Here is a 19980-nt window from a genome sequence, read left to right on the forward strand (position 1 = left end):
CTAGTCCCCTCCTTCTTGAATTAAGTTACGGATGGTCTGCATGGTCAAATCACATGAAGCTAATTCATCCGCGCAGCGCTTAAGCTCACGGGTAATCATTTCTGGATTCTTGATATCGTGCTTGTACTTCATCTGATGCTCCAAACTGGCCCACGAATCCTGAGCGATGGTCCGAAGCTGAACCTCAACAAAATAGGTTCCTCTCTCATTTCCTAAGACATCTGGAAACTCGGTTTCTACTTCCAAAATGAGATGGTATGAACGATAACCATTAGGCTTAGCATTTAAAATGTAATCTTTCTCGTTGTAGATAGAAACACCAGGGATAGCCTTAATGACATCGATAGTCTTGTAAATATCATCGACAAAGCCACAAACAATTCGAATCCCTATACTGTCACGGATTTCCTTGAGGGCAGACTGGCTGGTTTCAGGTAAATTTTTCCGACGACACTTTTCACGCATAGAATCGCTCTCTTTGATTCGTGAAATAAAATGTTCATAGAGTTTGAAGCCTGTTTCTTTTTTGCTAGTAATATTAGCCGCAATAATTGGGTCTGTTATTTCTTGTAAAATCTTAGGGAGACACTGAGCATATTCCCCATAAATACTTGGAGTTGACATATAAACCTCCTCTAATAGCGTTTCTTAATTATAGCATAGATAGGCTTAAAAATAAGGAATGAGCCAGACAAGAAGGACTCTAAAGCTAAGAAAAAAATCCAGCCGAAGCCAGATTCAATTTGCTTATCTAAGTTCAATTAACACAAGGCTATGCATCAAGTGGTTTGACAAAAGGCCAGTTGCCTAGTTTGTGTGTTTCATAGGTCAAGACCTTATAACCACATTGCTTGTAGCCATTTTTCTCATAGAAAGGCACATTGTAATCGCGATTGGTAATCAAGCCAAGACTACGACCTCCTGTACTACGTACAAAAGGTTCAACCCCTTCAAGCAAGAAACGACTTCCTATACCTTTTCTTTGATAATCTGGAGTTACTGCTAACATCATCAGATACCAATCGTATTCTGCAGAATCCTCCAGATGTCTTTCAGACTCTTCAACAAAATTAAAGTACTTAAACAACTTAGTGATGCTTATGAAACGGAAAAGCTTGGTCGCTCCGTTCTGGAGATAGTTAAGCATAGAAATCGTCTGATGCTGTAAAATAGCTGCCGCAACAATGCGACCATCCTTTTCAGCCACCAAACACGAATCCATCTTTATAGCTAAACGCACCAACATTTCCTGCAAGGCTAAGACAAATTCCTCATACTGTTCAGGATTCTTTAAATTAGTGGCAATCATTGAAAGATAGGGATAATCTTCAAAGGCATCTGCACATACTTGTGCCACTTCCTGAACTTCGTCTAGTCTTGCTTTGCGATATTGCATCTTAATCTCCTAATCTGTCTGTTTTTTTCAGTATAACACAAAACGCATGACTGACAGTCATACGTTCTATGGCTTTTTGTAAAATCTTATAATTTTATAAGAAAAGTTTAGGCAACTTCTTCTGTAAATTGACTATTATAAAGATCAGCATAGAAACCATCTGCTGCCATAAGCTCATCATGATTTCCTTGTTCAATAATATTCCCATCTTTCATCACAAGGATTAGATCTGCATTTCGAATGGTTGATAAGCGGTGAGCAATGACAAAGGAAGTCCGACCTTCCATAAGTTTGTCCATGGCTTTTTGAATCAATTCTTCTGTTCTGGTGTCAACAGATGATGTCGCTTCATCCAAGATAAGAAGAGGGGCATCCTTAAGAAGGGCACGTGCAATGGTCAAGAGCTGTTTCTGACCAACTGATAATGTCACAGAATCATCCAAATAAGTGTCATAACCTTTTGGAAGTGTGGTGATAAAGTGGTGAACACCGACAGCCTTGGCTGCAGCAATAACTTGCTCGTCAGAGATATTTTCTTGGTTGTAAATTAAATTATCACGAATAGTACCTTCAAAGAGCCAAGTGTCCTGAAGCACCATAGAGAATTGATCATGGACAGTTTCACGTTTCATGTCGCCAGTATCCACACCGTCAATGGTGATATGGCCTTGATTGATGTTATAGAACTTCATAAGCAAGTTAACAATAGTCGTCTTACCAGCACCTGTTGGACCAACAATCGCAATCTTTTGACCTGGCTTAGCAAGAGCTGAAAAATCATGAATAATAGTCTTTTCAGGAGTATAACCAAAGGAAACATGATCAAAGACAACTTGACCTTTAGTATCTGTCAATTCAGCTGTCTTACTTGATTCGTCATCCATATCTTTTTCTTCCAAAAATTCAAAGATACGACCAATAGCTGCAGTAGCTGACTGGAGTTGTGTAATCCCTTGTGCAATTTGAGAAAGAGGTTGTGAGAAAATACGAACATAAGTCATGAAGGCTACCACATCACCAATAGTCAAGCTACCATCAATAACCTTAATAGCTCCCACAAGACAGACCATGACGTAACCAAAGTTCCCAATGAAAATCATAAGTGGCATCATAATACCTGAGATAAACTGAGATTGCCACATCGATTTATAGAGCTTATCATTAAGTCCCTTGAAAGCTTGACTACTTTCTTCAGATGCATTGTAACTCGTTACAACTGCTTGACCTGTGTAGATTTCTTCAATATATCCATTAATGTTAGCCAAATTTTCTTGTTGACGTTTGAAAAGGGGTTGTGAGAAACCCATGATGAAGGCTACTAGAACAAATCCTATCAAGACAGAACCAATCGCAGTAAAAGCCATAGTGACATTTGAGTAAAACATCATAATAATGGCTGCGACCAAGAGAATACTTGAAGTAATTAGGGTACCCAGACCTTGACTAAGAGATTGTCCCAAAAGGTCAACGTCATTAGTCACACGAGAGAGGGTGTCCCCTTGAGAATGACTGTCAAAATAATTAAGGGGAACACTGTTGATTTTCTTTTGGATAGCTGTACGGAAACGTTGTGAAAAGCGTTGTGTAACCGTCGCAACCGTAAAGCTTTGTAAGTAACCCACAATCGCTGAAATGGCATAGAGAACAGCCAAGGTCATAGCAATACTTGCCACCTTATCCAAATCAACACCTGGAATCGTCCCCATCTTGGTAGGTGTAATACCTTCAGTAATAGTATTGGTAATTTCTTTAAGCTTATCTGGTCCAATAACTGTAATGACTGCTGAAATAATTGCTCCAACAATCGCAAGGACAAAGGGAATTGGGAAACCTTTAATATAGGGTTTTAAGCGTTTATAGGACGATGTTTTTGGCTTATTTTCCATTTTCTAACTCCTCCTTAGACAATTGTGAATAAGCAATTTCTTGGTAAACCTCATTGTTAGCCAAGAGTTCCTTGTGGGTTCCTTGCCCGACTACTTTACCTTGATCAAGTACCAAGATTTGATCAGCATCCATAATAGTAGAGATACGTTGAGCAACAATCAACTTGGTCATATCTTGTGTTTTTTCAGACAATTCTTGACGCAGTTTACGATCGGTCTTATAGTCCAAAGCTGAGAAGGAATCGTCAAAAATCAAGATTTCAGGCTTACGGGCAAGTGCACGCGCAATAGCCAAACGTTGCTTCTGGCCACCTGAGAAGTTAGACCCAGCTTGAGCCACTTCTGCCTTAAGTTGGCCTTCTTTATTTTCAACAAAGTCTTTTCCTTGAGCCAATTCGAGAGCTTCCCAAATCTTAGCGTCATCTAGGGGACTGTTATTGCTCGTTCCCATTGTCATATTTGACGTGATATTACCTGAGAAAAGCACAGCCTTTTGTGGAATATAACCGACTATATTGTGCAAGGTTTCGTGGTCAAAATGTCGTACATCCACACCGTCAACCTTGATAGTTCCTTGCGTGGCATCATAAAATCGTGGGATAAGGTTGACAAGCGTTGATTTACCAGATCCAGTCGAACCAATAAAGGCAACCGTGTCACCCTTTTTAGCTTTGAAGCTAACATGCTCCAAAACAGGCTCTGAAGTTTCAGAATAACGGAAAGAAACATCATCGAATTCGACAGTGCCCACGTCTTTAGGTTTTTCAGAACTATTTTCAGGGTAAGAGACTGAAGATTGGGTATCTAGAACTTCATTGATACGGCCAGCTGCTACAACGGCACGTGGAAGAAGGAAGAAAACGACAATCATCATCATGAATCCCATAACAACCTGCATGGCATAAGACGAATAAACCACCATATCTGAGAAGAGATGGACCTTGTCTTCCATGGCACCAGCAATTTTCGTTGGATTAGTTGGAATCTTAACATCTTCAATCAGATGCGCACCAATCCAATAAATAGCCAGTGTCAAACCGCTGGATACAGCAGTCATTACCGGTGTCAGTAAAGCAAAAGAACGACCGATAAAGAGGTTGTTTTGGGTCAAATCAGTATTGGCCTTTTCAAATTTATCCTCTTGATAACTTTCAGCGTTATAGGCACGCACCACACGAATTCCTGTAAGAGATTCACGCGTTACGCTGTTCAGTTTATCGGTCAGAGTTTGAATCAAGCGTTGCTTAGGCATAACCATAATCAAGAGGAAGAGCATGAGAATGGCAATCACTGCCACAGCGACAAGCAAGGCAAGGAGCCAATTTCCATTTTTATCGGCAATCTTTGTAATCGCCCAAATGGCCATGATAGGCCCCTGTGTAATGACCTGCAATCCCATGGTAAGTACCATCTGCAATTGGGTAATATCATTTGTCGTACGGGTCAAAAGACTAGGAATTGAGAATTTCTTAATCTCTGCATCCGAAAAACCTAGAACCTGATGGAAGATATCATCACGAAGACGGGTGGTAAAACTTGCCGCTGTTCTAGCAGCTAAGAAACCAACCACTACAGAGGCCATAAAGCCTGCAAATGACATTAAAAGCATTCGCATCCCTGGGGCATCTGTATTCCAGGCAAAAATATCCGACGCCTTAGTTCCCTTAGTTGATAAGAGTGTCGTAATATCAGACATATAGTCTGGAATTTTCAAGTTTAGATAGACGTTCAAACAAACAAATATCACAGCTAAGATAATCATGCTTAACTCTTTTGTCGTCAAACGTTTAAAAATTTTAAACATAAGTTACTCCTTATTTTTTTCTAAATTCTTATGAATTTGGTGAAAGACCCGAAAAGCTGTTTCAGCATCCTCTTTCGAAATGCCTTCTAATAACTGTTCATGGATAGCCTCTCGGAAATGTCCAACATCTTGGGCCTTCTTTTTACCCAAGTCTGTCAGATGAACATACTTGTAGCGTTTGTCCTTGTCCGATGTCACCAATTCAACGAAACCGTTTTTCTCCATACGTTTGACCAAATTACTAGCCACTGATTTAGATATAGATAGCCTTTTCTCGATATCTTTGATAAAGATTTCTTTATCTTGGTTCTCAAACAAGTACCTGACGGCAAACCCTTGTGGACCAGCTAAATGCTCAACGCCGTAAGCTTTGCCTAGCTCTTGCACTCTAGATTCCATGGTATTGATGAATTTTTTGATTTCATTAAAAGGATCTTTTCCATGCATCGCAAGTTCCTCCTTAAATAATTCTCATGGATACTATTTTAGTTCTTATGAGAACTATTGTCAAGAAGAAAAGTTCTTATAAGAACTAAAAAAGAGTGAAAAAGAATATTGCTTTCCACTCTCACTCCCGTAACCGTGATTATTAAGGCTTTAGACTCTAAAACCTAACAACGCTTGAGCTAGGCTATCTAAATGATAATCCCCTCCAAATGATCCAATTCATGTTGAATAATTTGGGCTGGCATGCCAGAAAAACTTAGCTGTTTAGGCATCCATTGTTCATCTAAATAAGCTACCTCAATCGACTCATAACGTCTGGTTGGACGACTGCCCTCTAAAGACAAACAAGACTCCTCTGTTTGATAAGGTGAGGACTTGCTGACTAAAACAGGATTAAACATGACTAGATTAACAAAACCGATATTTACGATAATGACACGCTTTTTAACGCCAATCATATTGGCAGCCATACCCACACAGGCATCCTTATGAAACTCCAGTGTATCACGTAAATCTTTGGCCAAATAGAGGTCTTCTTTGGTCGCTTCTGTCGATTTTTGTCCAAGGAAAAAGACATCCTTTACGATTGTTTTTATCATCTATTTACTCCCTTTTCTTATCTAAACTATGGAATGATATATCCTTCTTTTATCGGAACCAAAGGTTTTCATTTCCATATTAATCACCTTGACCTATTATATCAAAAGGCGTCCCTTCTAGTAAAACAGACAAAAAAAGAAACCCGCAGGCTTCTTTTTAGTCATCTTTTTTCACTCTATACAAATAACCAATAAACGCCAAAAGACTAATAGTTGAAACACCCATCGCCAATTTGGCAACTGGGCTATAGCCATAGGTCAAAACGATACCATGCTTACCTGGTGGTAGACCTAGATTAGTTGGATTCTTTTCCTTAGCTAAGTAAGTAGTTACTCGCTTCCCATCAATCCTCGCTTCTTGTCCTTTATAGTAGAAAACTGGTAACGACAAAACCTTAGTTTCTTTTGACTCATTGTTTACTGTAAGTGCTAGCTCCTTTGGAGAACGGCTGATGGTTGACTTAATTTCCTGATTATCCAAGAAAAGATGTTTGTCAAAGACAAAGCCAAAAGGCACTCCTTTATTGGTATAATCCCCATTTATATTTTTATAAGTTCCCTTGGCCAGCATTTCTCTCATAACTTTTGTATCGCTTGGCAATATATTCTTGGCTTTAGTCATCTTATCTTGGACAGTAACAATCTGAAACATATTCAGACAAAGACCAAACAAGACAAGTATCGTCGCTGCCTTCATAGACATATTTTTCAAGATATTCGCTAAGGCTAAGCTGAAGAAAAGCAAGGCAAAACTCCATAATCTCCAAGGAAATTGAAGGTTGGACACTGGACTTGCCTGTAAGAACTGCCAAGGAAAACTATTCAAAGTCAAAAAGGCCAAAACAAAAGAAATAAAAAGGTAAATTCTAGCTTCCTTATCCTTCACAAAACGCTTAGCAAAAATCAGGCTTAGCAATAAGCCCAGGAGATAGAGAAGATTTACTGATGGAGTCCTTAAATCACTTTTTAGAATCAACTCCCAGTTGTCTGCCAGACTTAAAGCTGTCTTTGATAGGAGCGGTTTAAAAGTCGTTCGTAGAGTGACATACTTGAATTGCTCTATCATAGGAACAAAGAAAGCTAGAGACATACTAAGAGTGACAAGGGTGGCCTTAAGAAATCCTAGGACACGTTCTTTTTTATTATCCCAAATCCAAAAACTAGTTACCACCGCAAAGAAAATCCCAACAGAAGCCAAAAGGACCGATAAGACATGGGAATAAACTAAACCAAGCATCCCAAGAGTCAAAATCCACCATTTCTTGTAATCTCCAAAAGTTATCAAACGAACGCCAACGAAAACTAGAGGTAGAAAAATCATCGCTAGCGTTTCGCCAACGGCCGCCCGGTAATAAGAATTGTGCAAGAAATACCCCGAAAAGAGATAAAAGGTAGAAAATATCATCACCTGTTTATCAGAATATTTCAATAAACGTAATCCGTAAAAACTAAGCAAACAAGTTACAAAGCGAACAAGAAACTGAAAACTCATCCAGGCTACAAAGACCGACTGAGTCAGCTTATAGATTATGAAAATAGGATAATAAGTTAACCAGGGATAAAAGGTATTGATTAATTGTCCGGTCCCTCCGTTAGTCGTAAAATTAATAGGACTCTTCCAGACAGTATCCAAAGATAAGAGTCGGTTAATGTGAAAGACAATATCATCACCATAAAGCTTGTCCCTAAAAAAGAACATAGGCAGTATTGACACCATACTGATTAAGAAACTTATTAGAATGATTGTCTGATTAGTATACTTCTTCTTTTTTACCCCACAGGGACCCTTTCCAACACTCAAAATTATTCCTCTCATATTCTAATTCATAAAAATCTGCTCTAGAAAGAGATTTCTTACAAGGTCATTATACCAAAAAAAGCACGGAACTCCTCTTCCTCCTAAGTCTGTCTAAACAAAAAAAAGAAACCCGCAGGCTTCTTTTCTTATTTTATCGAGAGGCTTATTAATTAGGTCAAGGCTGTTAATTAAACAATACCTTGAGCTGACATAGCGTCTGCAACTTTAAGGAATCCAGCGATGTTGGCACCCACAACAAGGTTACCTTCATGACCAAATTCTTTAGCAGCTGCTGCAGCATTTTCGTAGATACCTTTCATGATATCGTAAAGTTTAGCATCAACTTCTTCGAATGTCCATTGTGTACGTCCGCTGTTTTGTGCCATTTCAAGAGCTGATACAGCAACACCACCAGCGTTAGCAGCTTTGGCAGGACCAAATGATACACCAGCTTTAAGGAAGACATCAATAGCTCCCAAAGTTGAAGGCATGTTAGCACCTTCTGAAACAGCCAATACACCATTTGCTACAAGTGTTTCTGCATCTGTTTCATCCAATTCATTTTGAGTTGCACATGGGAATGCCAAGTCAGCTTTGATAGACCAAACTGTCTTTTCACCACCAGCAGGTGTGAAGGTTGCATTTGGACGAGCTTCTGCATATTTAACGATACGTTCACGTTTAACTTCTTTGATTTCTTTCAACAAGTCAACGTCGATTCCGTCTGGATCATAAACAAAACCAGATGAGTCAGAACATGTTACAGCTTTAGCACCTAGGCTTTGCAATTTTTCAATAGCGTAGATGGCAACGTTACCAGCACCTGAAACAACTGCTGTTTTACCGTTAAAGTTTTCACCACGTGCATTAAGCATTTGTTCTGCAAAGTAAACAGCACCGTAACCAGTTGCTTCTGTACGAGCAAGTGATCCACCCCAGTTCAAACCTTTACCAGTAAGAACACCTGTGTACTCATTACGAAGACGTTTGTATTGGCCATAGAGGTAACCAATTTCACGTCCACCAACACCGATATCACCTGCAGGTACGTCTGTATCTGCACCAATGTGTTTGCTCAATTCAGTCATGAAGCTTTGGCAGAAACGCATGATTTCGTTATCTGATTTACCTTTAGGATCGAAGTTTGATCCACCTTTACCACCACCGATTGGTTGACCAGTCAATGAGTTTTTAAAGATTTGTTCGAAACCAAGGAATTTAATGATTGATTGGTTTACTGATGGGTGGAAACGAAGACCACCTTTGTAAGGACCAATAGCTGATGAGAATTGTACACGGAAACCACGGTTTACTTGTACTTGTCCTTTATCGTCAACCCATGGCACACGGAATGAAACGATACGTTCTGGTTCAACCAAACGTTCCAAAACGTTTTCTTCAATATATTTAGGATATTTGTCGAAGACAGGAACAAGTGAATCGAAAACTTCTTCAACTGCTTGAAGGAACTCAGCCTCATGGCCATTTTGAGCTTTCACTTTTTCAAAAACGCTAGCAACGTACTCTTTACCTGTTGTCATATCAATGTTTCCTTTCAAATAATTACCTTAGTAATTTAATTACATGAATAGTATAAATTTTCAGAATCTTCTTGTCAAGTATTTTCTGCTATTTTTTTGATTTTTATGTTAGGTTTTATGACATAACAAGTGATTTATCTTTTTTAAGCTACTCCTAAAAAGTTATCAATTCAACAATGTAAGCGAATTCTATTTTTCTAGTTTTTCTCCAAAATTTTTTAAACTTTTTTTCAACTTTAAAGCTAAAATAACCTAAAAACAATTTAGTAAATTTACTATTTTTACATTTACAAAGATCCCCAACTATGTTATTATGAATTTAGTAATTTTACTAAATCTTGGAAAGGGTCATTTTTTATGAAAAGAAAGCAATTATCAGGAAAGCACATCGGCATTGTTTTTGGAACTTTCGCTCCAATGCATGTTGGGCACGTTGATCTTATTACCAAGGCAAAACGCGCTAATGACAATGTGCTCGTCATCGTAAGTGGCAGCAACACACAAGAAGATCGAGGGACACGCGCAGGCCTATCACTCAACCGCCGTTTCCGTTATGTTCGAGAAGTTTTCTATGATGATGAATTAGTCGTTGTGGATAAACTGGATGAGGCTGGGATGCCAGCCTATCCCGAGGGATGGGTACCTTGGGTTAATCGTGTCAAAGAGCTTATCTCTAAAAATACGGATAATCCTGAAAAGATTACCTTTTATGTTGGAGAGCCAGAGTACGTGACCGAGCTCAATCGCTATTATCCTCAAGCTCAGGTAGAACTCATCGAACGCTCTATTATCAACATCTCTGCTACCGAGATTCGCGACAATCCTATGGAAAATTGGCGTTTTATCACCAAGCCTTTCCGCCGTCACTTTACTCGTAAGGTCCTTGTCGTGGGCTCTGCTAGTGGTGGAAAAACTACTCTTGTTAAAGATTTGGCCCGAACTTACAACGCTCCCTGCTCTCTTGAATATGCTAGGGAGTATCAAGAAAAGTATAATGTACGAGATGACGAGTTAGATACTAACGATTATATTCACCTCCTGACAGATCAATATGCCCAGACCTCTGATATCATTGATAAAGGGCAGCACTCAGGACTTATCTTTGCCGATACCAACTCAACAGTCACAAAAGTTTATATCGACTACTATTTGAAAGAAAATATTTCTAAAGAAGAATTTGATATGCTGGATCGGCTCTATCAGGTAACTCAAGCCCGTGAAAAATGGGATTTGATTTTTGTAATTCTGCCAAAATCAAACTATGTGGATGATGGCTTCCGTGACATGACTATGGCTGATAGCCAAACACGTGACTGGTTTACCAAGCATCTCTTAGACCTCCTATCACCATTCAAGGATAAAATCGTTATTTTAGGGGAAAATAGTAATAGTGACAGCTTCTTTGCGGACAACTACCACAATGCCAAAAAAGCAATCAAAGAACGTCTACACATCGATATTTAAAAGACCAATCCAACGTAATCATCGCTTAAAACTTACAACACAAACATGGAGGAAACATATGACTAGAACCTTCGAAAACTCTGGTAGCGAAAAGGAATTTTTGGACATCTATCAGCGAGAGGAAATGGATAAGTACGTTAAGCCCTCAGTGACCGTTGACTCGGTCATCTTCCGCTATTATGAAGGAAGAGTCCAAACCTTACTTATCAAGCGAAAAAACCATCCCTTCATGGGGAAATACGCCTTCAGTGGTGGCTTCGTTCAGGAGCAAGAAGATCTCAATCTAGCTGTCTGTCGCGAAGTACAGGAGGAAACATCCATTACACTCAATCCTGATCATATTGAGCAACTCATTACTGTGGGAACACCTTATCGGGATCCTCGAATGTGGACCATTACAGTGGCTTACCTCTGCTTCATGACCTTCAATGACATTCAAGTGGAAAAGGCTGCCGACGATGCAGCGTCTACGCATTGGTTAGACATTGCCATGGTAGACGGTCAACTGCAACTTGTTGATGGTGATAAGACGCTGTCACATGATGACCTTGCCTTTGACCATTGGGAAATTCTCTTAACAGCTATGGAACGTATCAAGGGACGACTCGAATACTATCCAACTATTCTTTCCATTATGCCCGAGGAAAACACCTTGACCACCTACCGCCAACTTTTTGGTACCTTCAATGAAGACTACCTCAAGATGGATTCCACAAATTTCTTGCGTCGCTTTAAACACCTCTTCCAAAAAACAGGTCGTCAGGTAGCTACTAGAACCAGAAAGGCTGCCACCTACACTTATCATATCAAGCCACTCTAAAGTAAGGTCTTTGTTTGACAATTTGATACTTACATAGTAGTATTAAGAAAATTAATAAGAGGTATCCTATGAAAAGTTTTACATTAATTAGTGGAATTCTCATTACACTCTTGGGTGTCTTTTTCTTCGCTAATCCTACAAATCTTCTTGCCATCGTTGGTTGGCTATTTGCCCTAGTGATGCTGGTATCTGGTGTTTCAAGTCTCATGGTTTATTTTAAACGAGATAACGAAAACCGCTCCTTCTTCCAACTACTTCAGAGTATCATTTCCATCGTTTTTGGTATTATCCTGCTATCAACATCAGCATGGGTGCTCTCGGGCGTAGCTGTAACCATTATCGCTTGGTGGCTTCTTGTCTCAGCATTTACGCAAGGCTTTCAAGCTTATCGCCAACGTCAATTCGGCTTCTCAGGTCAACCTGCCCTATCAATTGCCTTGATTTGTCTAGTCTTTGGACTCCTGCTCTTTAGTGCTCCGTTTTTCTCAGCCTTTCTTATTGGGCGCTTGGTAGCTTCCTTAATTATCTTCGCGGGGGTCTCTGTCCTCTCCTTTTCGTTCCGCTTGTGGTAGGAAGAAAATAGTCACTACATAAACATAAAAAAGCCTTGCAATTCACATTTGCAGGGCTTTTGTCATACTTTGATTACTAAAGAGCTTATCCTTCTAGCTCACTCAAATACTCATAACGTTCATACTTTTCAAGCAAGGTTTCGTTAGCAGCATCCAAGTCTCGTTGGAGGGTGGCTAACTGTCCATAATCACTAGCATTTTCAAGCATGGCTGCTTCAATCTCTTCGATTTTGGCTTCAAGGTCAGCAATCTCATCCTCGATGGTCGCCCACTCTTGTTTTTCAAAGTAGCTCATGCGTTTTTTGTCTTCTTTGACTTTCTCAACTTTAACGCTAGCTTGCTCTTTTTCCTTCTCTAAGAGGACTGCTTGCTCTTGGAAGAAGGCTTTTTCATCAAGGTAGTCAGTGTAGTTACCAAAGAACTCACGCACACCACCCTCTTCAAAGGCTAGAATCTTGTTCGCCACCTTGTCCAAGAAATAGCGGTCGTGACTTACGGTAACGACAGGGCCGCCAAAACCATTGAGGAAGTTTTCCAAAACTGTCAAAGTCGCAATGTCCAAATCATTTGTCGGCTCATCCAAGAGCAGAACGTTAGGCTTTTCAATCAGAATCTTAAGTAGATAAAGACGTTTCTTTTCCCCACCAGAGAGCTTGGCAATCTGTGTCCCATGGGTAGAACGAGTGAAAAGGAATTGCTCTAAGAGCTCTGTGATACTAGTTGTTCCAACCGTTGTCTTAACCTCATCTGCAACTTCTTGCAAGTAGTTAATGACACGCTTGCTTTCATCCATGTCCTTAATTTGCTGCGAGAAATAACCAATACGTACCGTCTCACCAATATCTAGGACACCAGCTGTGGGCACAAGGTCGCCATTAATCAGATTGAGCAAGGTCGATTTCCCGACACCATTATCCCCAACAATACCGATACGATCACGATTTTGCATGATAAGATTGAAATCACTGAGAATTTGCTTGCCATCTTCATAAGCAAAATCGACATGCTCGAAGTTCACTACTTTCTTACCAATACGGCTAGTCTCAAAGTTAATTTCAAGATCGTCATTATTAACCGTTTGGTGAACCTCACCCTTAAGCTCCTTAAAACGATTGATACGAGCTTGTTGCTTAGTCGCACGTGCCTGTGGTTGCGTTCGCATCCATGCCAACTCCTGCTTATAGAGTTGCTTTTTCTTGTGAAGAACTGCTGCATCTCGTTCATCTTGTTCAGCCTTTAGACGCACATAGTCTTGATAATTTCCCTGGTATTCAATCAGATTAGCCTGGTCTAGCTCAAAGATACGTGTGGCCACATTGTCCAAGAAATAACGGTCGTGGGTAATAAAGAGGACCGTTTTTTTAGAAGACTTGAGAAAATTAGTCAACCAAGCAATAGTATCAATATCCAAATGGTTAGTTGGCTCATCCAAGAGCAAGAGATCTGCATCATTCAAGAGAACCTGAGCCAACTGCACACGGCGACGAAGACCGCCTGAGAGGTCCCCGACCTTTTGCGAGAGGTCTGACAATCCCAACTTAGACAAGACTGTCTTAACCTCGCTCTCAATGGACCAAGCATCTAGACTATCCATCTCAGCCATAACCTTCTCCAAGCGAACCTGATTCTCCTCAGAATATTCTGCCATAAGGGTTTCATATTCTCGAATCAAAGCCATCTCACGAAGGTCTGATGACAAGACAGTTTCAAGAACCGTCTTGCTATCATCAAATTCTGGCTCTTGAGTCAAATAAGCAATCTTATAGCCATTAGCCTTGGTGAAAGGTGACACATCACCATCAAAACCAATACGCTCAGATACAACATCTAGCAAGGTTGTCTTACCTGTCCCATTGACACCAATAATCCCAATACGATCCAAATCATGGATATTGAATGAAATCTCTTTAAAAACCGTCTTATCTCCAACGGACTTGGTTAATTTTTCAACAATAAAATCTGACATCTTACTTCCTTCTTACAAATAACACCGCTACGGATCCTACGCATGCTCTGTAGCGGTGTGTCATTTTTATCACGTCTCTAGACTTATTTCATAGCTTGAACAAAGGCCATGATGGCTTCCTCGGCATTAGCTAGTTGACCATCAACGATGGCATTTTCGATAGCCTTAAGTGCACGACCAAGGTCCGGACCAGGTTTGAATCCTAGCTCCTTCATCAGTGTGCCACCATTCACAACGATTTCGTGCTTATCATGGATGAGCAACTGACCATCCAACTCGGCAATACGCTCATAATCGACGTCCAAGCCCTGAGCTCGTCTCAAGGTTTCAGCCTCCTCTAAGAGTTCCTTACCATACTGATAAACATCTTGCTTGGTCACAGCTCTCTCCAAACGGAAATTGAAAATGTCAACCAGGGACTGAACTGTCTTTTGGAAATTAACAGATGTCTTCCATTTTTTAAGAAAAGAGCGTGGATTATCGTGCTTGAGAGCCAGAAGAGTTGCTGCCCAGGCCTGCTCAGAACTTGTAAATCTAAAGTCATCAGCATAATCTGATACAAAAGACTGCCATTTCTCTGCTGTCTCTTGAAAATCTGGAAGATACTGATAAGCCTTAGTTGCTAGAAGTGCCTTGATTCCTTTTTTCCAATGTGGTGCCAAAAGCAACTTATCGAACTCGATGAAACTTCGCTCAATCGAAATCTTTTCCAAAAGAGGAGCATGGCTGGTCATAGCCTCAAAAGTCTTTTCTTCAATATCGAAATCTAAGCTCGCTGCAAAACGTAGGCCCCGCATAATACGAAGAGCATCCTCGTTAAAGCGTTCCTCAGCCTTACCAACAGCCCTTAAGACACGGTTGTCCAAATCAGCAAGACCATTGAACTTATCAATAATCTCAGCATTTTCATTAAGGGCAAAAGCATTGACTGTAAAATCACGACGCTTAAGATCCTCTTCCAATGAACGCACAAAGGACACGCTAGACGGACGACGGTAATCCACATAGACGTCCTCTGTTCGGAAGGTCGTCACCTCATACTCACCGCCATTTTCCAAGACCAAAACGGTCCCATGCTCAATACCAATGTCTACCGTACGCTCAAAAATCTGTTTAGTCTCCTCAGGATAAGAAGACGAAGCAATATCAACATCGTGAATAGGACGGTTGAGAAGGGCATCGCGGACCGATCCACCAACAAAGTAAGCCTCAAACCCTGCAGCCTTAATTTTCTCTAATATTGGTAAAGCCTTCTGAAATTCAGAAGGCAAATAACTTAATCTCATAGTAAATGTTCCAAACCATAAACAAGCTGATTACGTTTAACCACTTCCTTAATACCGAGGTTAACCCCACCCATAAAGGAAATGCGGTCGTAAGAGTCGTGACGCAAGGTCAATCCTTCTCCTTGGGCACCAAAGATAACCTCTTGGTGAGCCACAAGACCTGGCAAACGCACACTGTGAATGCGGAAACCATCAAACTCAGCACCACGTGCCCCAGCAAGTGTTTCCACCTCATCCTCAGCTCCCTGACGTTTAGTCTCGCGAACCTCACGAATAAGTTCAGCTGTTTTCACTGCTGTACCTGAAGGCGCATCTTTTTTCTTGTCATGGTGAAGCTCAATGATTTCAAGATCTGGGAAATATTTGCTAGCTTCTGCCGCAAACTTCATAAGAAGGATAGCACCAATAGCAAAGTTAGGCGCAATCAAACCACCAATAGACTTGTCTTTAGAAAGGTCTGTTAATTCCTGAATTTGTGCTTCAGTAAATCCTGTTGTACCCACAACTGGTGCAAAACCATTCTCCAAAGCAAAACGAGTATTTTCATAGGCAACAGCAGGCATCGTGAAATCCACCCAGACATCTGCATCAAAGCCAACCAAATCCGATTTATCTGTGAAGACAGGAATACCGTCCACTTCTTTTTCTGTCGCAAATGGGTCAAGCAAGGCAGCCAAAGTCAATTCGTCATCTCCCTTGACCATCTCAACCGCAGTTGAACCCATTCTTCCTTTAAATCCAGCAACAATAACTTTAATAGACATGTCATTTTTCCTCTCTATTGATTTTAATCATAGACAAGCCCCATCCCACATGGATAGTACTTATTTGGTAAATTTAGGTGTTAGACCTAATACTAGCGCTCCTTCACCCAAGTGTGTCGCAATTACGGCACATAAGGATACCACTGTTGAAACGCTAATCCCCTGTGCTTCTAGCTGTCTTTTAAATTCCTCAGCTTTTTCAGGAGCATTAGTGTGAAGGATACTAAGCTCCATTTCACGATTTTCCTCAGCTAGGGCAACCAAACGTTTCACAGCTTTCTTCTCTGTACGCACCTTTTCAAAAACAACGATTTTTCCTTCGTCATTAAAATTCAAAATAGGTTTGATAGACAAAAGATTTCCTAAAATCGCCGAACCATTCGACAAACGACCACCCTTAACCAGATGATTAAGATCATCCACAAGAATATAGGCCGTCGTTTGGTCAACTTGCTCCTCAAGCTTCTTCAAAATGTTCTCAAAAGACATTCCTTGGGCTGACCAATGCAAAACGTTTCTCACCATAGCTCCCATAGGAGCTGCTGTGATTTTTGTATCAGGAAAAGCAATCTTCAACTTGGCATGGTCCTCAATCAAAAACTGACTATTGGCCCAAAAACCAGAGATTCCTGAAGAAAGGAGAAGCCCAATGACATGGGTATAACCTTCCGCCTCCAACTCCATAAGCAAGTTATCCAAGTCAGCTAGATTTGGTTGTGATGTCTTGAGCAGTTCCTCAGAGTTTGCCATTTGTTCATAAAACTGATTGACATCCAAGTTTTTTCCTTCAACAAAAGGCTGCCCCTCAATGATGACTGGAATATCTAAAACATAAACATCAGCATGGCCCTGAATCTCAGCAGGGAGATTAACCGATGAATCCGTAATAACTGCAAGAGACATCTTAGAACTCCAAGTTGATACCTGGGCGATCCAAGGCAATTTCAGTTACTTCATAAGTCAAACGTTGAAGCGTATCCAAGAGCGGTGCAGCCAAGGCTTCTGCTTCTTCTTGTGAGAAGTCTTTTGGTTCATTGACGATACGGTTTTGAATATGGTCCATTTGAGAAACAATCCCTGAGATAACAAACTCATCACGGACAATCATAAATTGCAAAACAGCTACAACAGACGTATTGTTAGCTTCTTCATCTTTATTGTGCAACTGGAAAGTTACTTCAACATTTGTTTTAGGCACACCATTCTCTTTTTCCCACTCATGGTTACGAACATCATAGTGGTAACGGTTAACAAATACTTTTTCGCGAATTAAATCCATTAGTCATATTCTCCTTGATACAATTACTCTTTATTATAGCATAAATATGCTTTATTATGGGAATATTATTGACAGAAAAATGAGTATTTAGACTGATTTTGACAGCGATAATAACCACTAGAAAAGTAGGAGCTTTGATTTAGGACTAAGACTACTAAAATAAGGCTCCTTCATCAGAAGGGAGCCCTTATATTGCCAGCTAACAGTCCCTCAAAGAACGTTTCTGCTGTCCCTTTTCATCAAAATTCTCAGGAGCTAGCCAATTCTCAAATCGTTTCTTAAGTTCTGGCCACTCACTGTCAATAATCGAGAACCAGTCCGTATCACGGCTACGTCCCTTATAGATAGCATGGTTACGAAAACGCCCCTCATAGGTGAACCCTAAACGCATGGCTGCATTGGCAGAAGGGCGGTTGAGACTATCACATTTCCACTCATAACGACGATAGTTAAGATCTTCAAAGACATATTTCATAAGCAGGTATTGAGCTTCTGTGGCTGCTCGAGTCTTTTGTAAAGCAGGTGCCAAAATCACTCGCCCCATCTCAACACTGCGATTTTTGGGTGTAATAGCCATGAGTGAAAAGGTTCCTAGAACTTTACCTGAAGCCTTATCCCTGATGGCAAAGAAATAAGGATTCTGGGATTGCTCATAATCCTCCAAACACTGACGTACAGCTTCTTCAGATTCAAAAGGGTCCGCATACATATAGGTCCAATCCGAAAGAATCTGATTAGTAAAGTAAAAGTCTAAAATGTCCTCATAATGCTCTGCCACTGTCAAATGTTCAACGCTACAATAACGACCTTCTAATAGAGCAACATCTGGCATTTTACCTGGACTGGCATCTGCTAGACTTGGCCCTACTTCTTGTTGGTAGTGATTTAAAGGCATAGGATTCTCCTTTTTCATAAAGAAAAGCCTACACAAAAGTGCAGACTTTAGCTTAATTATTTAGCAACTGGGTATACAGATACTTGTTTTTTGTCGCGACCTTTACGTTCGAAACGTACAACACCTTCAACTTTAGCGAAGAGTGTATCGTCACCACCACGGCCTACGTTTACACCTGGGTAGATGTGTGTACCGCGTTGACGGTAAAGGATTGATCCACCTGATACAGTTTGTCCATCAGCTGCTTTAGCACCAAGACGTTTAGCCTGTGAATCACGACCATTGGAAGTAGAACCCCCACCTTTTTTGTGGGCGAAAAGTTGCAAGTTTTCAAGAGTTTTCAACATAAGATTGTGTCCTTTCTTAGTGATTAGTCGCTAACTTACGCGTTGATAGCGTTGATAACAACTTTTGTATAAGGTTGACGGTGACCTTGTTTACGGTGGCTACCTTTTTTAGGTTTGTATTTGAAAGTAACAACTTTCTTTTGTTTACCTTGTTTTTCGATAGTTCCGACAACAGTAGCTCCCTCAACAACTGGAGTACCTACTACAGTTTTATCACCACCGACAAGAACAACTTCGTTAAAAGTTACTTCTGATCCAGCTTCAGCGTTGATTTTTTCAACGTAGATCGCTTGACCTACTTCAACTTTAACTTGTTTTCCACCAGTTTTGATGATTGCGTATGTGCTCATGATGCACCTCCTATTAAAATTTTTAATTTGTCTGAGGTTTCCCTCTGTGAAGACTCGCCTAGTACTGCGGGGGCGAACCCACTTGTAAACAGTAGTCGTGCGGTTGCACAGGACGTGCATTTAGTCAACGTTACAATTCTATCATTTTTTCCCTCTAATGACAAGAGAAAAAGTTATTTTGATTATTCTTATTCTGCTCATTGAAATTTATCAAAGTAACGATTACCCTAATCAACTCTTATTCCATATTTTCCTAGGAAAGTCTTAGCTAGAGCCCGCTCCAGATCAACTAAGGAAAGGCTCTTATCCGTTGTCAAAATTTGATAGCGTTCACTTCCTTCGAAATAGAAGTGATTCAATGCCTGATAGCCATTTCGTTCATAAAATGCTAAACGTTTTAGACGTTGAACCCTATTAGAGACTTGCTCCTCATCCATAGGCTCAATCGTAAGCACACACGGTCGTTCTCCTGCTTCTTCCCTAACTTGTGCCAAAATCTGACTGCCATATCCCTGAGACTGTTTACTTTCTTTAACCGCGAGAAAGAGTAGGTAGACCAGGTTATCAGTACAGATTGCATAGGTAAAACCAATAAAAACTCCCTGATCAAAATAAGCCAAGAAAGATTGTCCATTTTTCAAACTGTTCCAAGACAATTGCCAGAGTGGGAGCCTCTCCTCCACAGGAAAAGCCGCTTCATAAAGTGAAGCGACCTTCTTGAATGTTGGTGTCAGAGGATAAATGTTACGAACCTCTAGTGTCATTT

General features: G+C 40.4%; 20 protein-coding genes and 1 other annotated feature. Of the genes, 3 read left to right on the top strand and 17 right to left on the bottom strand.

Going from position 1 to position 19980, the window contains the following annotated elements; genetic code table 11:
- The 8 genes from HMPREF2867_RS06495 to gdhA form a co-directional block, all read right to left on the bottom strand.
- Positions 1–624: a GTP pyrophosphokinase gene (locus HMPREF2867_RS06495; RefSeq protein WP_070576554.1), complete on the bottom strand. Its 624-nt coding sequence runs from the start codon at positions 622–624 to the stop codon at positions 1–3.
- A gap of 148 nt (positions 625–772) precedes the next feature.
- A complete protein-coding gene (locus HMPREF2867_RS06500; RefSeq protein ID WP_037601875.1) occupies positions 773–1396 on the bottom strand; it encodes a GNAT family N-acetyltransferase in 624 nt (207 codons plus the stop codon).
- 107 nt (positions 1397–1503) lie between these two features.
- On the bottom strand, positions 1504–3282 hold the full coding sequence (locus HMPREF2867_RS06505) for an ABC transporter ATP-binding protein (protein WP_070576556.1): 1779 nt from the start codon (positions 3280–3282) through the stop codon (positions 1504–1506).
- The gene (locus HMPREF2867_RS06510; RefSeq protein ID WP_070576559.1) at positions 3272–5086 is read right to left on the bottom strand and encodes an ABC transporter ATP-binding protein; all 1815 of its coding nucleotides are present in this window, start codon (positions 5084–5086) and stop codon (positions 3272–3274) included. Before HMPREF2867_RS06510 ends, HMPREF2867_RS06505 begins: the two co-directional genes overlap by 11 nt.
- Positions 5087–5089: 3 nt before the next feature.
- On the bottom strand, positions 5090–5533 hold the full coding sequence (locus HMPREF2867_RS06515; protein WP_070576561.1) for a MarR family winged helix-turn-helix transcriptional regulator: 444 nt from the start codon (positions 5531–5533) through the stop codon (positions 5090–5092).
- A gap of 188 nt (positions 5534–5721) precedes the next feature.
- Entirely contained in the window at positions 5722–6132 is a 411-nt protein-coding gene (locus HMPREF2867_RS06520) for a peptide deformylase (protein ID WP_070576564.1), read from the bottom strand.
- Between the two features lie 157 nt (positions 6133–6289).
- Positions 6290–7831 carry a glycosyltransferase family protein gene (locus HMPREF2867_RS06525; RefSeq protein ID WP_256263066.1) on the bottom strand — a complete coding sequence of 514 codons (1542 nt, stop codon included), beginning with the start codon at positions 7829–7831 and terminating at the stop codon, positions 6290–6292.
- A 287-nt stretch (positions 7832–8118) separates the two neighbouring features.
- Complete coding sequence (gdhA, locus tag HMPREF2867_RS06530) at positions 8119–9471, bottom strand: NADP-specific glutamate dehydrogenase (RefSeq protein WP_070576571.1); 1353 nt, start codon at positions 9469–9471, stop codon at positions 8119–8121.
- A gap of 357 nt (positions 9472–9828) precedes the next feature.
- Between gdhA and HMPREF2867_RS06535 the strand changes: the two genes are divergently transcribed.
- The 3 genes from HMPREF2867_RS06535 to HMPREF2867_RS06545 all read left to right on the top strand — a co-directional run bounded on the left by HMPREF2867_RS06535 (position 9829) and on the right by HMPREF2867_RS06545 (position 12327).
- Positions 9829–10935: an AAA family ATPase gene (locus tag HMPREF2867_RS06535; protein ID WP_070576574.1), complete on the top strand. Its 1107-nt coding sequence runs from the start codon at positions 9829–9831 to the stop codon at positions 10933–10935.
- A 58-nt stretch (positions 10936–10993) separates the two neighbouring features.
- Entirely contained in the window at positions 10994–11755 is a 762-nt protein-coding gene (locus HMPREF2867_RS06540; protein ID WP_002890096.1) for an NUDIX domain-containing protein, read from the top strand.
- 68 nt (positions 11756–11823) lie between these two features.
- The gene (locus tag HMPREF2867_RS06545; RefSeq protein ID WP_002886681.1) at positions 11824–12327 is read left to right on the top strand and encodes an HdeD family acid-resistance protein; all 504 of its coding nucleotides are present in this window, start codon (positions 11824–11826) and stop codon (positions 12325–12327) included.
- Between the two features lie 85 nt (positions 12328–12412).
- Here the strand turns inward: HMPREF2867_RS06545 and HMPREF2867_RS06550 are convergent, their stop codons facing one another.
- The 9 genes from HMPREF2867_RS06550 to HMPREF2867_RS06590 all read right to left on the bottom strand — a co-directional run bounded on the left by HMPREF2867_RS06550 (position 12413) and on the right by HMPREF2867_RS06590 (position 19978).
- A complete protein-coding gene (locus HMPREF2867_RS06550) occupies positions 12413–14293 on the bottom strand; it encodes an ABC-F family ATP-binding cassette domain-containing protein (RefSeq protein WP_070576578.1) in 1881 nt (626 codons plus the stop codon).
- Between the two features lie 83 nt (positions 14294–14376).
- A complete protein-coding gene (locus HMPREF2867_RS06555; RefSeq protein WP_049545669.1) occupies positions 14377–15579 on the bottom strand; it encodes a CCA tRNA nucleotidyltransferase in 1203 nt (400 codons plus the stop codon).
- Positions 15576–16343, bottom strand: a complete 768-nt coding sequence (dapB, locus tag HMPREF2867_RS06560; RefSeq protein ID WP_070576580.1) for a 4-hydroxy-tetrahydrodipicolinate reductase — start codon at positions 16341–16343, stop codon at positions 15576–15578. The genes HMPREF2867_RS06555 and dapB overlap by 4 nt, the downstream gene beginning before the upstream one ends.
- Positions 16344–16403: 60 nt before the next feature.
- Positions 16404–17246: a DegV family protein gene (locus HMPREF2867_RS06565; RefSeq protein WP_070576584.1), complete on the bottom strand. Its 843-nt coding sequence runs from the start codon at positions 17244–17246 to the stop codon at positions 16404–16406.
- A gap of 1 nt (position 17247) precedes the next feature.
- Complete coding sequence (locus HMPREF2867_RS06570; protein ID WP_002885550.1) at positions 17248–17622, bottom strand: DUF1149 family protein; 375 nt, start codon at positions 17620–17622, stop codon at positions 17248–17250.
- Positions 17623–17821: 199 nt separating this feature from the next.
- Positions 17822–18517 (bottom strand): GNAT family N-acetyltransferase, encoded by a 696-nt coding sequence (locus tag HMPREF2867_RS06575; RefSeq protein ID WP_070576586.1) that lies wholly within the window; start codon positions 18515–18517, stop codon positions 17822–17824.
- Positions 18518–18573: 56 nt separating this feature from the next.
- Positions 18574–18864 carry a 50S ribosomal protein L27 gene (rpmA, locus tag HMPREF2867_RS06580; RefSeq protein ID WP_002885483.1) on the bottom strand — a complete coding sequence of 97 codons (291 nt, stop codon included), beginning with the start codon at positions 18862–18864 and terminating at the stop codon, positions 18574–18576.
- Positions 18865–18899: 35 nt separating this feature from the next.
- Positions 18900–19214 carry a 50S ribosomal protein L21 gene (gene rplU, locus HMPREF2867_RS06585; RefSeq protein ID WP_002885597.1) on the bottom strand — a complete coding sequence of 105 codons (315 nt, stop codon included), beginning with the start codon at positions 19212–19214 and terminating at the stop codon, positions 18900–18902.
- 40 nt (positions 19215–19254) lie between these two features.
- Positions 19255–19329: a sequence feature (ribosomal protein L21 leader region), on the bottom strand.
- Positions 19330–19441: 112 nt separating this feature from the next.
- On the bottom strand, positions 19442–19978 hold the full coding sequence (locus HMPREF2867_RS06590; RefSeq protein WP_060972064.1) for a GNAT family N-acetyltransferase: 537 nt from the start codon (positions 19976–19978) through the stop codon (positions 19442–19444).
- Between the last annotated feature and the right edge of the window lie 2 nt (positions 19979–19980).

The sequence above is a fragment of the Streptococcus sp. HMSC064H09 genome (assembly GCF_001812625.1).
Taxonomy (GTDB): Bacteria; Bacillota; Bacilli; order Lactobacillales; family Streptococcaceae; genus Streptococcus.

What these genes read in the sequence shown, in the direction of transcription:
- HMPREF2867_RS06495 (WP_070576554.1), bottom strand. Translation starts at nt 624, where the DNA reads ATGTCAACTCCAAGTATTTATGGGGAATATGCTCAGTGTCTCCCTAAG.
- HMPREF2867_RS06500 (WP_037601875.1), bottom strand. Translation starts at nt 1,396, where the DNA reads ATGCAATATCGCAAAGCAAGACTAGACGAAGTTCAGGAAGTGGCACAA.
- HMPREF2867_RS06505 (WP_070576556.1), bottom strand. Translation starts at nt 3,282, where the DNA reads ATGGAAAATAAGCCAAAAACATCGTCCTATAAACGCTTAAAACCCTAT.
- HMPREF2867_RS06510 (WP_070576559.1), bottom strand. Translation starts at nt 5,086, where the DNA reads ATGTTTAAAATTTTTAAACGTTTGACGACAAAAGAGTTAAGCATGATT.
- HMPREF2867_RS06515 (WP_070576561.1), bottom strand. Translation starts at nt 5,533, where the DNA reads ATGCATGGAAAAGATCCTTTTAATGAAATCAAAAAATTCATCAATACC.
- HMPREF2867_RS06520 (WP_070576564.1), bottom strand. Translation starts at nt 6,132, where the DNA reads ATGATAAAAACAATCGTAAAGGATGTCTTTTTCCTTGGACAAAAATCG.
- HMPREF2867_RS06525 (WP_256263066.1), bottom strand. Translation starts at nt 7,831, where the DNA reads ATGTTCTTTTTTAGGGACAAGCTTTATGGTGATGATATTGTCTTTCAC.
- gdhA (WP_070576571.1), bottom strand. Translation starts at nt 9,471, where the DNA reads ATGACAACAGGTAAAGAGTACGTTGCTAGCGTTTTTGAAAAAGTGAAA.
- HMPREF2867_RS06535 (WP_070576574.1), top strand. Translation starts at nt 9,829, where the DNA reads ATGAAAAGAAAGCAATTATCAGGAAAGCACATCGGCATTGTTTTTGGA.
- HMPREF2867_RS06540 (WP_002890096.1), top strand. Translation starts at nt 10,994, where the DNA reads ATGACTAGAACCTTCGAAAACTCTGGTAGCGAAAAGGAATTTTTGGAC.
- HMPREF2867_RS06545 (WP_002886681.1), top strand. Translation starts at nt 11,824, where the DNA reads ATGAAAAGTTTTACATTAATTAGTGGAATTCTCATTACACTCTTGGGT.
- HMPREF2867_RS06550 (WP_070576578.1), bottom strand. Translation starts at nt 14,293, where the DNA reads ATGTCAGATTTTATTGTTGAAAAATTAACCAAGTCCGTTGGAGATAAG.
- HMPREF2867_RS06555 (WP_049545669.1), bottom strand. Translation starts at nt 15,579, where the DNA reads ATGAGATTAAGTTATTTGCCTTCTGAATTTCAGAAGGCTTTACCAATA.
- dapB (WP_070576580.1), bottom strand. Translation starts at nt 16,343, where the DNA reads ATGTCTATTAAAGTTATTGTTGCTGGATTTAAAGGAAGAATGGGTTCA.
- HMPREF2867_RS06565 (WP_070576584.1), bottom strand. Translation starts at nt 17,246, where the DNA reads ATGTCTCTTGCAGTTATTACGGATTCATCGGTTAATCTCCCTGCTGAG.
- HMPREF2867_RS06570 (WP_002885550.1), bottom strand. Translation starts at nt 17,622, where the DNA reads ATGGATTTAATTCGCGAAAAAGTATTTGTTAACCGTTACCACTATGAT.
- HMPREF2867_RS06575 (WP_070576586.1), bottom strand. Translation starts at nt 18,517, where the DNA reads ATGCCTTTAAATCACTACCAACAAGAAGTAGGGCCAAGTCTAGCAGAT.
- rpmA (WP_002885483.1), bottom strand. Translation starts at nt 18,864, where the DNA reads ATGTTGAAAACTCTTGAAAACTTGCAACTTTTCGCCCACAAAAAAGGT.
- rplU (WP_002885597.1), bottom strand. Translation starts at nt 19,214, where the DNA reads ATGAGCACATACGCAATCATCAAAACTGGTGGAAAACAAGTTAAAGTT.
- HMPREF2867_RS06590 (WP_060972064.1), bottom strand. Translation starts at nt 19,978, where the DNA reads ATGACACTAGAGGTTCGTAACATTTATCCTCTGACACCAACATTCAAG.